This is a genomic window from Pseudohaliea sp., assembly GCF_040217025.1.
Taxonomy (GTDB): domain Bacteria; phylum Pseudomonadota; class Gammaproteobacteria; order Pseudomonadales; family Halieaceae; genus Pseudohaliea.
Genome location: NZ_JAVJOA010000008.1, coordinates 1,201,687 through 1,215,568, shown reverse-complemented (window position 1 = coordinate 1,215,568; position 13,882 = coordinate 1,201,687). Strand labels below are relative to the sequence as shown.

Genomic DNA, 13,882 nt, shown 5'->3' with positions numbered 1-13,882 from the left:
TCCGGGTTCCTGGGTCCGTCGCCGCGGATTCTAGCAGCACCCCGCCCGGGGCTCCGATCAGCGGCCCTTGAACACCGCCTTGCGCCGCTCGACGAAGGACTGCACGCCCTCGGCGGCATCTTCGCTGGCCATGACCGGCACGAGGTCGCGCAGGAACTGGGCGACGGAGCTCTCGCGGTCGTTCTCCTCGCTGAAGCGTGTGGCCCGCAGGCAGGCCTGTACCGCCAGCGGTGCGGCATCGGCGACGCTGCGGGCAAGGGCCAGGGCCCGGTCGATCTGTTCGCCGGGCTCGGTGAGTTCCTGCACCATGCCCCAGCGCAGCGCGTCTTCCGCGCTCCAGCGGTCTCCGGTAAGCAGCACCCGCTGGGCATTGCCCCAGCCGATCTCCCGGGGCAGGCGCATGGTCGCCCCGCCGCAGGGGTAGAGGCCCCGTTGCACCTCGAGCATCTGGAACTGGGTATCGCTGGCGGCGACGCGGATCTCCGTGTTCAGCAGCGCCTCCACCCCCCAGGTGAAGCAGTAGCCCTGTACGGCGATCACCACGGGCTTGCGGTGCAGGTCCCCCACGGTGCCGAGCGGGTCCACCTCGCCCTCGCGTACCGGGAAGCCCTCGCCGGAGGAGAAAATGCCGGCCCACTGGTCCAGCTCAACGCCGGCGGTGAAGTGCCTGCCCTCCGCCGAGAGCACGGCCACGCGCAGTTCCGGGTCGTTGTCCAGCCGGTAATACGCTTCTGCCAGCGCGTGGTACATCTCGAGGCTCAGGGCGTTGTACTTTTCCGGGCGGGTGAGGTGGATGTGAAGGATGTGGCCGTCGACGCGGGTTTCTACCTGGGACATGCTGCTTTCCTTGTGGCTGCCGCTGGGTTGTCATTGCCGGGTGCTTCGGACCGTACTGCCGCTGGCCTGTTGCTGCCGGTCTCCGGGGGCACAATAGTCACCGCTCCGGCCCGGCGGTGCAATGCTGCGGCCCCGGCTGCCATTAATGCCGGTCATCCCCCCGGTTGCTATTGAACTGGCGGGGACCCTTGGCGATCATGGTCGCCCCCGACCCGGAACACGCCCGCCATGGCCGACACCCAAACGGAAAGCCCGCCCCAGGCCTACGTCCTGTCCTTCCGCTGCCCGGACCGGCTGGGGGTCGTGGCCCGCTACTCCGGCCTCATGTACGAGTGCGGCGCCTACATCACCGAGGTGTCGAACTACAGCGACCCGGTCACGGAGATGTTCTTCCTGCGCTGCGTGTTCGATGACCGGGCCATGACCGTGCCCTACGCCGAGCTGGCCGGCCGCCTGGAAACCCTCGCGGCAGACATGGCCATGGACTACACGCTGCGCCCGGCCTGCGAGCGGCCGCGGGTGCTGGTGGCGGTATCGCGCTACGACCACTGCCTGAGCGCGCTGCTCACCAAGTGGCAGGCCGGTGCGCTCCCGGCGGAGATCGTCGCCGTGGTCAGCAACCACGAGGATTGCCGCCGGCTGGCCGAGTTCCACGGCCTGCCTTACCATCACCTGCCGGTCACGGCGGACAACAAGCCCGAGCAGGAGGCTGCGCTGTACGCGCTCATGGAGGCGGAGCGGGTCGACCTGCTGGTCCTGGCGCGCTATATGCAAATCCTTTCAGACGACCTGTGCCGCCGCATCGAGGGGAGGGCGATCAACATCCATCACTCGTTCCTTCCCGGTTTCAAGGGCGCGCGGCCCTACCACCAGGCCTATGAGCGCGGGGTGAAGGTGATCGGCGCGACCGCTCACTACGTCACCTCGGACCTGGATGAGGGACCGATCATTGCGCAGGAGGTGCGGCCCATAGACCACCAGGTGTCGGTGCAGCAAATGGTGCATTACGGCCACGATATCGAGGCCACGGCGCTCGCGCAGGCGGTGCGGCTGCACTGCGAGCAGCGGGTGATCCTCAACGGCCAGCGCACGGTAATCCTCTAGATGACGCGGTACTCGGCACTCTCATTGCTCCGGGGGGCCCTCAACGGCCACCGGGACTGGCCCCAGGCCTGGCGCAACCCGGCGCTGAAGGGCAGCTACGATGCGGTGATTGTCGGCGGCGGCGGGCACGGCCTCGCGACCGCCTACTACCTGGCCAGGCAGCACGGGATGCGCAACATCGCCGTCCTCGAGAAGGGCTGGCTCGGCGGTGGCAACACCGGGCGCAATACCGCCGTGAGCCGCTCGAACTATTTCTACCCGGAGAGCACCCGCTTTTTCGATCATTCGCTGCGCCTCTACGAGGGTCTCGGCCGCGAGCTCAACTTCAACATCATGCTCAGCCAGCAGGGCATCATCGGCCTCGCCTCCAGCCGCCACGAGCTCGAGACCTACCGGCGCTGGGTCACCGCCATGCAGCTGCAGCCGGTGGATGCCGAGCTGCTCACCCGGGACCAGGTCGCCGCGCGGGTGCCGCTGCTCAACATGAGCCGCCGGGCCCGCTACCCGGTCTACGGCGCCTTCATGCAAAAGCGCGGGGCGATCTCCCGTCACGACGCCGTCGCCTGGGGCTATGCGCGCGCGGCAGACGCGCTCGGTGTCGACATTATCCAGCACTGCGAGGTCACCGGTATCGACATCGCCGGCGGTGCCGTTTGCGGGCTCAGGACCACGCAGGGCACGGTGCGCAGCGACAAGGTCGCCCTGGCCGTGGCCGGGCACAGCTCCGTGCTCGCAGCCATGGCCGGCCTGCGCCTGCCGATCGAGAGCCAGGCGCTGCAGGCCATGGTCACGGAGCCGGTCAAGCCCTGTTTCGACCACATCGTCATCTCGCCCGCGGTGCATTGCTACCTCTCGCAATCGGATCGCGGGGAGTTCGTCATCGGCGGCGGCACGGACATGTACCCGTCCTATGGCCAGCGCGGGTCCCTGCGCGGCACGGAAGCGGTGCTCGGCGCGGTGGTGGAGCTGTACCCGGCCCTGTCGCGCCTCAGGCTCATGCGCCAGTGGGCCGGCATCGTGGATATCTCGCCGGACACCAGCCCCATCATCGGCAAGACGCCGGTCACGGGCCTGTACCTGAGCACGGGCTGGGGCACCGGTGGCTACAAGGCCATTCCCGCCGGGGGCGAGACCCTGGCCTGGACCATGGCCGAGGACCGGCCCCATGAGCTGATCGAGCCTTTCGGCCTGGATCGCTTTGCGAGCGGCCGGCTCATCGACGAGGGCGCCGCCTCCGGCGTCGCACACTGAGGGGACGGGAGCGAGGCGGGCTTTGAGGAAGCAAACGGCATGATGCGTATCGAGTGTCCCTGCTGCGGCCTGCGCAGCGAAGACGAGTTCCGCTGCGGCGGTGAGTCGCACATCGCGCGTCCCGCGGAGCCGGCCTCGGTAGACGACGAGACCTGGGCCGCGTACCTGTACCTGCGCGAAAACCCGAAGGGCGTCCACTTCGAACGCTGGCACCACCGCTACGGCTGCGGCCAGTGGTTCAACGTGGCCCGGGACCTCGTCAGCCACGAGCTTGTCGCCGTCTATCCCATGGGGGCCGGGAAACCGCAGCTCGACCGGGGGGAGCGCGCGTGAAGCCGACGATCCAGCGTCTCCCCCACGCGCGCGTCGACCTGTCGACGCCGATCGAGTTCTCCTTCGACGGGCGGCGCTACACGGGCTACGCCGGTGACACCCTCGCTTCCGCGCTGCTCGCCAACGGCGTGGACGTGGTCGGCCGCAGCTTCAAGTTCCACCGGCCGCGGGGCATTTTCGCCGCGGGCCCGGAGGAGACCGGTGCCTTTGTCCAGCTGGGCGCCGGCGCCCGCGGCGAGCCGAATGCCCGCGCGACGCTGGTGCCCCTGTATCCCGGCCTGTCGGCCTGCGGCCAGAATGCCTGGCCCAGCGTGCGCCGCGACCTGTGGGGCGTTCTCGACCGGTTCCGCGCCCTGCTGCCGGCGGCCTTCTACTACAAGACCTTCCAGTGGCCGAGCTGGCACTTTTGGGAGCCGCTGGTGCGTCGCGCGGCGGGCCTCGGCCGGGCGCCGACAGCGCCGGACCCGCAGTGGTACGTGAAGGAAAACGCGCACGCCGAGGTGGTCGTCGTCGGTGCGGGCCGCTCGGGCCTGCGCGCGGCCCTGGAGGCGAGCGCCGGCGGCAGGGACCGGGTGCTGCTCATCGACGAGCAGGAATTCCCGGGCGGCAGCCTCCTCGCCAGCCCGGATCCGGCGGACCGGGCCTGGCTCGACGAGACCCTGGCAACGCTCGCCGCCCGCGACAACGTCACCCTGCTCACGCGCACGACCGTCAACGGCTACTACGACCACAACGTGCTCGCGGCCCTCGAGCGCTGCACGGATCATCTCGGCCCGGCGGCACCTGCCACACAGCCCCGGCAGCGGTTGTGGCGTCTTTTTGCCGGGCGGGTGGTCCTCGCCACCGGCGCGCTGGAGCGTCCGCTCGTCTTCCCGGACAACGACCGGCCGGGCATCATGCTCGCCTCGGCCCTGTGTGAGTATGCGCTGCGCTACGGGATCGTGCCGGGCGCCGAACTCGCCCTCTACAGCAACAATGACAGCGCCTGGCGCCGCGCCCTGGCGCTCACGGCCCACGGTGTGCCGGTTGCCCATATCGTCGACGTGCGCCGCGAGGTGGACGACGCCCTGCGCCAGGCGGCGGCCCGGGCCGGCATCGTCCAGCACCTCGGCCACGCGGTGGTGGAGACCCGCGGCGACCCGGCCCTGCACGGCATCACGCTGCAGGCGCTGGCGCCGGACGGCAGCGGCCTGCTGGCGTCCCGCAAGAACCTGTCCTGCGATGTGCTGGCCCTGGCCGGCGGCTGGACCCCCACGGTGCACCTCTACTCCCAGGCCGGCGGGCGGCTGCACTGGCGCGAGGCGGACAGCTGTTTCGTGCCGGCCGGCTGCGCGCAGGCCGTGACCGTCGTCGGCCGCGCGGTCGGCGACTTCGGCGAGAGGCTCAACACCGAGCCCCTCTGGGTCACGCCCGGCGTGGCGAGCAACCGCCAGTGGGTGGACTTCCAGTACGATGTGACCGCGGCGGATATCGAGCTGGCCGTGCGCGAGAACTACCGCTCCGTGGAGCATCTCAAGCGCTACACCACGGCGGGTATGTCCATCGACCAGGGCAAGACCAGCAACGTCAATGCGCTCGGGCTCCTCGCCGGATTGTCGGGCCGACCGGTGCCCGAGGTCGGGACGACCCGCTTCCGCCCGCCCTACCATCCGGCGACGCTCGGCGCCTTCGGAGGCCTGGAGACGGGGTCCCTGTACCAGCCCTTCCAGCGCCTGCCGGCCCACGAGTCGCACCTCGCCCTGGGGGCGGCGCTCGAGGACTACGGCGCCTGGCAGCGTCCGGCGTACTACCCCCGCCACGGCGAGCGCGAGGCGGAGGCCGTCACCCGGGAAGTGCGCGCCGTGCGCGAGGCCGCGGGACTCCTCGACTATTCGCCCCTGGGCAAGCTGGAGGTGCGCGGCCGGGATGCGCGCGGATTCCTGAACCGCATCTACGTGAACAACCTGCTGACCCTGCGGCCCGGCTTTGCCCGCTACGGCCTGGTCCTCAACGAGGCCGGTATCGTCATGGACGACGGCGTCGTCGTCTGCCTCGCCGAGGATCACTTCCTCCTGCACACGACGTCCGGCGGCGCCACCGCGGTGCGGGAACACCTGGAAGAGTGCCTGCAGTGCGAGTGGACCGGCCTCGACGTCATCGTCACCGACGTCACCACCGCCTGGGCGACCGTCATGCTCAGCGGTCCCGCGGCCCGGTCCGTGCTGAGCGCCGTGCCGACGGATCTCGACCTCGATCGCGAGGCGTTTCCGCACATGCAGTTCCGGACCGGCCACTTCGCCGGCGTGCCCTGCCGGGTACTGCGGGCGAGCTTCACCGGGGAAGTTTCCTTCGAGCTCAGCGTGCCCGCGGGCTACGGGCGGGCCGCCTGGGAAGCGCTGCTGGCCGCGGGGCGCGGCCACGGCCTGCTGCCCTTCGGCCTGGAGGCGCTCATGGTGCTGCGCACGGAAAAGGGCTACCTGCACGTGGGTACGGATACCGACGGAACCACCATGCCCCAAGACCTCGGCTGGGGGCGTGCCATCGAGCGCCAGGAGGCCGACTTCATCGGGCGCCGCTCCCTGGACCTCGCCGTCGGCAGGGACCCGGAGCGACGCCAGTTCACCGGCCTCGAGCCGCTGGACCCGGCCGCCCGCCTGTCGGACGGGGCCCATGTCCTCACGCCGGACGGGAGTGCCTCCGCGGGTTACGTCACCTCGGCCTGCTACAGCCCGACCCTGGGACGCACGGTGGCCCTCGGCCTGGTCGCCGGTGCCCGGTCGCGCCGGGGCGAGGTGGTCAAGGCCTGGTTCGCCGGGGAGACCGTTCCGGTCAGGCTGGTAGCCCCGGCATTCTATGACCCGGAAGGAGCGCGCCTGGATGACTGAGCTGGCCTGGCAGGATCCATTGCGCGGCGGCGCCGTCGCCCGTGACGGCTTTCGCCTCGCGGCGGCGGAGGACCTCACGCTCGTCCGCCTGCAACTGTCGGCCGCGGACCCGGGTGCCGCGAGCCGGGCCGAAGCCGCCCTGGGCGCCGCGCTGCCGGCAACCGGCGGCGTTGTCGAGGGGAGCGGCTGCCGGGTCGCCGGCCGCGCACCGGGGGACTGGCTGCTCATCGCAGGAGGCGGCGAAACCGCTTCCCTCGTGCAGACGCTAAAGAGCGCCCTCGCTGGCTGTACCGCCGCCGTGACCCCCGCAACCGATGGCCAGGTCGCCCTGCGGCTGACCGGGCCGGCGCGCGAGCGGGTGCTCGCGCGGGGAACCACGCTCGACCTCGGTCGGCTGGCGCCGGGGCAGTGCGCGGCCACCCGCTTTGCCGGCGTGCCCGTGCTCCTGGTGCCCGAGGCCGAGGCCATGCTGCTGCTGGCGTGCCGCTCGCTGGCGGTCTACCTCCGCGACTGGTGCGATGCGGCGAGCGCCGACTGCTGCTAGCATACGCAGCCCTTCACCTACACCGGCACAGGTCTACAGGGAGCAGCCATGACCGCGGCAATCATTGACGGCAAGGCGGCCGCCGCCGCCCTTCGCGAGCAGGTCGCCACGGAAGTGGCCCGGCTGCGCGAGGCCCACGACCTCCAGCCCGGCCTCGCGGTGGTGCTGGTGGGAGAGGACCCGGCCAGCCAGGTCTACGTGCGCAACAAGGGCCGGCAGACCGTCGAAGCCGGGATGCTCAGCCACGCGCACCGGCTGGCCGTGGATACGAGCGAGGCGGACCTCCTGGCGCTGGTCGCTGAGCTCAACGACGACCCGACGGTGCACGGCATCCTGGTGCAGCTGCCGCTGCCGCCGCAGATCGATGAGCAGCGCGTGATCCGCGCCATCGATCCGGCGAAGGATGTGGACGGCTTCCACCCGCTGAACACGGGTGCCCTGGCCAATGGCGACCCCGATGCGCTCGTGCCCTGTACCCCCGTCGGTTGCCTGCTCCTGCTCCGCGAGCAGTTCGACAACGATCTCGCCGGGCAGGATGCGCTGGTCATCGGGCGCAGCAACATCGTCGGCAAGCCGGTGGCGCAGCTGCTGCTGCAGGAAAGCTGCACGGTGACGATCGCCCATTCCCGCACGCGCGACCTGCCGGCGCTGTGCCGCCATGCGGACATCGTCATTGCCGCCGTGGGCCGGCCCGAGATGGTGCGCGGTGACTGGCTGAAGCCGGGGGCCGTGGTCATCGATGTCGGCATCAACCGGCTTCCCGGGGAAGGAGAGAAGGCCCGCCTGGTCGGCGACGTGGCCTTCGCCGAGGCGCGGGAGGTGGCGGGGGCGATCACCCCGGTGCCCGGCGGTGTGGGGCCGATGACGATCGCCTGCCTGCTGCGCAATACGGTGGTGGCCGCCTGCCGCCAGGCCGGCGTAGCCTGCCAGCTGGGCTAGGAGCCAGGCTGCCGCGGCACTAGGAAGCCTCGCCCGAGGCTCCGCCGGCGAGGGAATCGAAGAACGCGTAGGTCCCCCGCCGGCGCTTGCTGTGGTACATCGCGCGGTCGGCGGCGAGCATCAGGGCCTCGAGGCTGTGGCCGTCCTTTGGCCAGAGCGCCACGCCGATACTCGCCGAGATGGTGAGCTCCTCCCCCTCCCAGGGCACCGGCGCCGAGAGCCGCTCGCCCAGGCGCCGGGCCATGGCCTCGAGCTGCTCGCGGCCGGGGCTTGCCCCCAGCAGTACCACGAACTCGTCACCGCCGGAGCGGGCGATGAGGTCCGACGCCCGCAGCTCCTCTCGCAACCGCTCGGCCACGGTGGTCAGCAGCGCATCCCCGGCGGCGTGTCCCCAGCTGTCGTTGATGCGCTTGAAGCGGTCGAGATCCAGGAGCATGAGCGCGTGCTCGCCCGACTGCCCGAGGATTTCCCGGGCACCTTCCTCGAGACCGTTGCGATTGGCGACACCGGTGAGCGGGTCCGTTGCTGCCGCCTCGGCCAGGACCCTCGAACGCAGGGTCAGCGCGAGCTTCTCGGCCTGCATGACCCGGATGCGCGCCGACAGGGCCATGGCCAACCCGACCATTTCCGCGAGGATACCCATCTGCAGGGCGTTACCGAGCAGGAATGCCGAGTTGCCCAGGCCCCAGGAGACGATCACCGTGAGGCCGATGGTAATGAAGAGCGCACAGATGGCGAGCATGTACCACAACGCCGGCGCGTAGCCTTCACGCCAGCGACGGAAGCTGACCCCGATCATCAGCAGCGACCCGGTGAGGGCGACCAGCTCCGTGCTGCGGTGGGAGAGGCTGGTAAAGCCCGCCGCACCCAGCAGTGCATTGACGATGGCGGCGGCGATGGCGAGCTTGAGGATCGCGTCGACCCTGGGGAGCCGCCCGGGGATGGCGAGGAAGGCGCGCGCGAACAGGCCGCTGAAGGCCAGCCAAAGCGCCGGGGCAACCTGGTAGCTGTGCTCTATGAGCCAGGGGTTCCCGGGCCAGAGGTAGTGCGCCGCGTGCCCGTTGAAGGTGGCCAGCGTCAGCAGGGCGAAGGCGCAGGCGAACACGTAGTAGCCGTAGGAGCGGTCGCGGAAGACGGCGGTGAGGGCGAGGTTGTAGACGAGCAGGGTCAGCAGCACGCCGTAGCAGATGCCGTCGAAGAGCCGCTTGTGTGCTCGCTCATGCTGGTAGTCGCGCAGGTCCCAGGCGATCGGCGTTACCGTGTGCGTGAGGTCTGCCTGCAGGCGCGCATAGGCTCGGTAGTCCCCGGGGTCGAGATCGCCGAGGGGCATCACGGCGCGCTCGCTGCCGAGGGGGCGGCTCGCGTAGGGCGCGCGCAGGCCGCTGTGCACCGGCGCCTGCAGCGCCTCGCCGCCCGCCGTGAAGGGGCCGTAGAAGTCCACCGTCCGCAGCGCAGTGGTGGGCAGTTCCAGGAGCAGGAAACGCCCCGGCTCCGTGACCCGGAACTGCACGCGGAGCCAGAGCGGCTCGCCGCGCCCGGTGCGCGGCGCCCGGTCCGGGTAGGTCCAGCTGACCGAGCCGCCGAGCACGGCGGCGAGGGCTGCATCACCGGTGACGGCAACGGCGCCCGTGAGCGGCTGGCCGGAGGGGCCGGGGTCCAGGAAGACCGGTGGCCTGTCTGCGAAGGCCAGCAGTGGCAGCAGCGTCAGCAGCGCGAGCAGGCCCCTGGCCCGGCCCGTGTGCCACCGGCACTCACGCTTCACTGCACCGTGACCTCGACGGGAATCCAGCGGTTGATGATGTAGCCCAGGGTCCCGGCGCCGCGCATCAGGGACAGCGCGCGGTCGAGGTCCTCGAGGAGCTCGCCGTTGCCCGGCGCCACGGCCCAGGCCAGCTGCTCCTCCGTGAGCGGGCGGTACAGGCTGATCATGTCGCCGTTGTCGCTGCTGGTGGCGAGGCCCCAGCTGGTCGGCGCGTCGTGGATGTAGAGGTCGATGCGATCGTTGCGAAGCGCGTCGAAGGCGCTGTCCGGGTTCGGGAAGAAGGCGACTGCTGCGTCCGGGAGCTCGCGCTCCGCAAAGGCGGCGCCGGTGGTGCCGGGCTCCACGCCGATGCGCACCCCCGGCTGGTAGATCGCCCAGGGCTGTCCGAAGCGCAGCACCTTGTCCCGGTGCAGGATTGCCATCTGGCCGACGCGAAGGTAGGGATCGGCGAAGCGAACGATGCGGCTGCGCTCCGCGGTCACGCTGAGGCCGGACATGATCACGTCGATGTCACCGGCGAGCAGTGCGGGGATCAACTCCTCGAAGGGCAGGGGCACCAGGGTCACTTCGCGGGAGAGAATCTCCCCCACGGCGCGGGCGTTGTCCGCCTCGAGGCCGACGATGCGGTCCTCGCTGCGCCAGGCGATGGGCGGGTAGTCCGGCGACAGCCCTACACGCAGGGGCTCCGCGGCGAGCAGGGGGCAGAGAACTAGAAGGAGCGCGGCAAGTGCATGGCGGAGTATCATGGCGGTTCCCCGGGGACGCGACAGGCGGACATTAGCCGGACAGGACACTAACACCCTTCCCCGGCAAGACCAATACGGCCCGCCTTCGGGCTAGGGCGGTGGCGCGACCTCGCCGGAGAGCAGCTGCTGGCGGAAGGCCTGCGCGGGGACCGGGCGGCCGAACAGGTAGCCCTGGAAGCGCTGGCAGCCGAGCAGGACGAGGAACTCGCGGATGTTCTCGCTTTCCACGCCCTCGGCCAGCACCGTGAGTTTCAAAGCCTGGGCCATGGAGAGGGTGGCGCGCACGATACTCGCGTCGCCGTGGTTATCGATGACGCCGCGTACGAAGGACTGGTCGATCTTCAGCGAGTCCACGGCGAGCGTCTGCAGGTAGCGCAGGGACGAGTAGCCCGTGCCGAAGTCGTCGATGGCGAAGCGCAGCCCCGCTTCGTGCAGCTTTGCCATGCAGTCCTGGGTCGTTCCCAGCTCGTCGATGAACAGGCTCTCGGTCACCTCCAGCTCCAGCTGCCCGGCGGGGACCCGGTGCTGCTCGAGGGCCGCGAGCACGGCGTCCGAGAACCCCATGCGAGTGAACTGGCGCGTGCTCACGTTGACGGCCATGACCAGGTCTCCGCAGCCCGGCAGCTCGCGGAAGCCGGCGAGCAGGCGGCAGGCCTCGTTTACGACCCAGTCCCCCAGGTTATAGATAAGCCCTGTCTCCTCGGCGACCGGAATGAACGCAGAGGGCGGGATCCACTTCCCGTCCCGCTGCCAGCGCAGCAGGGCCTCGGCGCCGAAGATGGCACCGCGTGCATCGCACTGGGGCTGCAGGTGCAGCTCGAGCTCATCGCGCGCCAGCGCCTCGCGCAGCTGCTGCTCGAGGGAGAGTCGCGCCTCGATGGTCTGCTGCATCTCGCGCACGAAGAAGCGCACCGCGTTGCGGCCCTCGTCCTTGGCCTGGTACATGGCCGTGTCCGCGTGGCGCAGCAGGTCCTCGATGTCATCGCTGTCCGAGGGCAGCAGGCTGACGCCAATGCTGGCGCTCAGGTGGAGCTGGGTACCCTCGATCGTGACCGGTTCCGCGATCGCGGCGCGAATCCGCTCCGCCGTGTTGTGCGTGTGCTGGATAACGTGCTCCATCGTGCCGTCGAGCTCGGTGAGCAGGACCACGAACTCGTCGCCGCCCAGGCGCGAGGCCGTGTCGGTCTCGCGCAGTTCATCGCGCAGGCGCGCGGCGACGGCCTGCAGCACCGCGTCGCCGGCGCCGTGGCCCAGGGAATCGTTGATGCGCTTGAAGTGGTCAAGGTCGAGGAAGAGCAGGGCTGCCCGGTTGCCGTGGCGGAGGGCCTGGGCGCGGGCCTGCCGCAGCCGGTCCGTGAGCAGCCGGCGGTTGGGCAGGCCGGTGAGGTCGTCATACAGCGCCTGTCGCTCAACGGTTTCCTCGGCGCGCTGGCGCAGGTGGGTCATCTCGAAGCCACGGGTCAGCGTCTCGTGCACGCGGCGGGTGACCAGCGCCATGAAGCCCAGGTAGAGCAGCGCGATGGTCCCGAGCTGGATCGCCGGCAGGCTGCCCTCGGTGAAGAGCCGCACGGCGAAGGGAAGGATGCACAGCGCGAGGAAGGGCAGGCTGGCCTCGATGAATGCCGCCAGGCTCACCACGGCGCCCGCGCACATCCCGGCAATGATGAAGGCCAGCAGCGACAGGCCGTAACTGCTCTCCGCCGTGAACAGGACGAATCCCGCCGAACCCCAGGTCAGCCCCGACAGCAGGGCCCCGGTGATCGCGTGGCGGTACCAGCGGGCCTCCCGGCGTTCTGGGGGCGTCGCCCTGGCAAACCCCCCGGCCGTCCACAGACGATAGGCGGAAACGGCGAGGGTCGCGGCCAGCCAGCCGTGGAGAGCCAGCGGCGCAATGCTCTCGCGCAGCAGCCACCAGAGCACCAGGCTGTTGAGCAGTACGGCAAGGAGGGACTGGCGCAGAAAACGATAGTAGAGGGCCAGGCGTTCGTCGTAGACATAGGCCGCCAGGCGCGTCGCCTCGGCCCGCGGCGCGGACTCGTCGTCTATGGAGAGCGCCGGCTCAGCCCGGCTCATGGAAGCGGCCATGGCGCCCCGCGCCGGCGGCAAAGCGTTCGGCGCCGCCGACGGCTTCGGCTTCCAGCACCGGGTAGCCGCCGGCCCCTTCGCGGCTCAGCGCTTCGGCGAGGGGATAGTCCCACTGTGCGATCGCGGAAGCCCGGTCGGCGCGCAGGCACTGCTGCGGGAACGCGGCGATTTCCTCGGCCAGGGCCCGGGCGGCGGCGAGGCTCTCGCCGTCTGCGACAACCCGGTTGGCGAGGCCCATGGCGAGCGCCTCCTCCGCGTGTACCGGCCGGCCGGTGAGGATCATGTCCATGGCGCGGCCGTGCCCGACGATGCGGGGCAGGCGCACGGTGCCGCCATCGATGAGCGGAACGCCCCAGCGCCGGCAGAACACGCCGAAGACCGTCGACGCCTCGGCGATACGAAGGTCACAGAGCAGCGCGAGCTCGAGACCGCCGGCGACGGCATAGCCGGGTACGGCGGCGATCACGGGTTTGCCGAGCGCCATGCGTGACGGGCCCATGGGGCCCTCGCCGCGGCCGCTCGGCTCCACCTGGTTGCGCCGCTCCGGGTCGCCCAGGGCCTTCAGGTCCGCCCCGGCGCAGAAGTTCCCCCCGGCGCCGGTGAGCACTGCGACTGCGACGCCGTCATCGGCCTCGACGTCGCGAAAGGCCGCAAGCAGCGCTTCGGCAGTCGGGCGGTCGACGGCGTTGCGTGCCGCCGGCCGGTTGAGGGTAATGGTCCGGACGGGCCCCTCGGTGCGCGTGAGGACGCACCCCTCGCTGCCCATGGCCGCTTAGCCTCCCGGCAGAGCGGGCACGCCGGCGACGGCCATGTGGCCGTAGCGGGCGAAGAGGAACCAGGCCACGGCGCCGATGAGCACGGTGGCCACGGTGGCGGGCATGCGCCCGGGCGGGTAGGTGACGCCGGCCGCGCGGTCCAGCTTCCGGGAGCGGATGTACAGCACGACCGCCCAGACAAAGAAGGCCCCGAAGAAGACCACGTCGCCGACGCGTCCGTTCGCCAGCAGGTGGCCGAAGGCCCAGAACTTGACGGCCATGACCATCGGGTGGCCGAGCCGTGCCTTCAGGTGGTTGCCGGGCACGTAGGCCGCCACCAGCAGGATGAAGGCGGGCAGCGTGAACAGGGATACGGCGTGATAGAGCCCGACGGGCGGGTTCCAGAGCATGGTCGGGTCCTGGCGCATGGCCCCGTAGCCCCAGATCGCCAGGGCTAGGCCGGCGATGGAGACCAGGCCGTAGACCGCCTTGAAGGGCTTCTCGCCCATGGCCGCGACGCGGGCGCTGCGCCAGTCGTTGGCGTAGATGCGCAGCGAGTGGGTGCCGAGGAAGAGCACCAGGCCGAGAATCATTGAGGTCATAGCAGGTTTCCGAAGTGTTTGGTGGGTGAGAGTGTAACGCAGCCCCCCTGGGACAGGAAC

12 protein-coding genes are annotated in these 13,882 nt (G+C 70.5%); 6 read left to right on the top strand and 6 right to left on the bottom strand.

Features of this window, described 5'->3' with window-relative positions:
* Window positions 1-57: 57 nt before the first annotated feature.
* The gene (locus tag RKE50_RS09705; protein WP_350036194.1) at window positions 58-837 is read right to left on the bottom strand and encodes a crotonase/enoyl-CoA hydratase family protein; all 780 of its coding nucleotides are present in this window, start codon (window positions 835-837) and stop codon (window positions 58-60) included.
* Between the two features lie 228 nt (window positions 838-1,065).
* Here RKE50_RS09705 and purU point away from each other — a divergent pair, with 228 nt between their 5' ends.
* From purU to folD, 6 genes are read left to right on the top strand one after another with little or no spacing between them, the layout of a single operon-like run.
* Window positions 1,066-1,941, top strand: coding sequence for a formyltetrahydrofolate deformylase (gene purU / locus RKE50_RS09700; protein WP_350036192.1), 876 nt, complete (start codon window positions 1,066-1,068; stop codon window positions 1,939-1,941).
* A complete protein-coding gene (locus tag RKE50_RS09695) occupies window positions 1,942-3,192 on the top strand; it encodes a sarcosine oxidase subunit beta family protein (protein ID WP_350036190.1) in 1,251 nt (416 codons plus the stop codon). It begins immediately after the preceding gene.
* Between the two features lie 39 nt (window positions 3,193-3,231).
* Window positions 3,232-3,525: a sarcosine oxidase subunit delta gene (locus RKE50_RS09690; protein WP_350036189.1), complete on the top strand. Its 294-nt coding sequence runs from the start codon at window positions 3,232-3,234 to the stop codon at window positions 3,523-3,525.
* Complete coding sequence (locus RKE50_RS09685) at window positions 3,522-6,389, top strand: 2Fe-2S iron-sulfur cluster-binding protein (RefSeq protein ID WP_350036188.1); 2,868 nt, start codon at window positions 3,522-3,524, stop codon at window positions 6,387-6,389. Before RKE50_RS09690 ends, RKE50_RS09685 begins: the two co-directional genes overlap by 4 nt.
* The gene (locus tag RKE50_RS09680; protein WP_350036186.1) at window positions 6,382-6,933 is read left to right on the top strand and encodes a sarcosine oxidase subunit gamma; all 552 of its coding nucleotides are present in this window, start codon (window positions 6,382-6,384) and stop codon (window positions 6,931-6,933) included. The genes RKE50_RS09685 and RKE50_RS09680 overlap by 8 nt, the downstream gene beginning before the upstream one ends.
* Window positions 6,934-6,981: 48 nt before the next feature.
* Window positions 6,982-7,872, top strand: coding sequence for a bifunctional methylenetetrahydrofolate dehydrogenase/methenyltetrahydrofolate cyclohydrolase FolD (folD, locus tag RKE50_RS09675; protein ID WP_350036185.1), 891 nt, complete (start codon window positions 6,982-6,984; stop codon window positions 7,870-7,872).
* Window positions 7,873-7,891: 19 nt separating this feature from the next.
* Here folD and RKE50_RS09670 read toward each other — a convergent pair whose 3' ends face one another.
* The 5 genes from RKE50_RS09670 to RKE50_RS09650 form a co-directional block, all read right to left on the bottom strand.
* The gene (locus RKE50_RS09670; protein WP_350036183.1) at window positions 7,892-9,634 is read right to left on the bottom strand and encodes a diguanylate cyclase domain-containing protein; all 1,743 of its coding nucleotides are present in this window, start codon (window positions 9,632-9,634) and stop codon (window positions 7,892-7,894) included.
* Complete coding sequence (locus tag RKE50_RS09665) at window positions 9,631-10,380, bottom strand: transporter substrate-binding domain-containing protein (protein ID WP_350036182.1); 750 nt, start codon at window positions 10,378-10,380, stop codon at window positions 9,631-9,633. The genes RKE50_RS09670 and RKE50_RS09665 overlap by 4 nt, the downstream gene beginning before the upstream one ends.
* A gap of 90 nt (window positions 10,381-10,470) precedes the next feature.
* Window positions 10,471-12,453 (bottom strand): putative bifunctional diguanylate cyclase/phosphodiesterase, encoded by a 1,983-nt coding sequence (locus RKE50_RS09660; protein ID WP_350036181.1) that lies wholly within the window; start codon window positions 12,451-12,453, stop codon window positions 10,471-10,473.
* A complete protein-coding gene (locus tag RKE50_RS09655; RefSeq protein ID WP_350036180.1) occupies window positions 12,440-13,231 on the bottom strand; it encodes a crotonase/enoyl-CoA hydratase family protein in 792 nt (263 codons plus the stop codon). The genes RKE50_RS09660 and RKE50_RS09655 overlap by 14 nt, the downstream gene beginning before the upstream one ends.
* A gap of 6 nt (window positions 13,232-13,237) precedes the next feature.
* Window positions 13,238-13,822 carry an NnrU family protein gene (locus RKE50_RS09650; RefSeq protein ID WP_350036179.1) on the bottom strand — a complete coding sequence of 195 codons (585 nt, stop codon included), beginning with the start codon at window positions 13,820-13,822 and terminating at the stop codon, window positions 13,238-13,240.
* Between the last annotated feature and the right edge of the window lie 60 nt (window positions 13,823-13,882).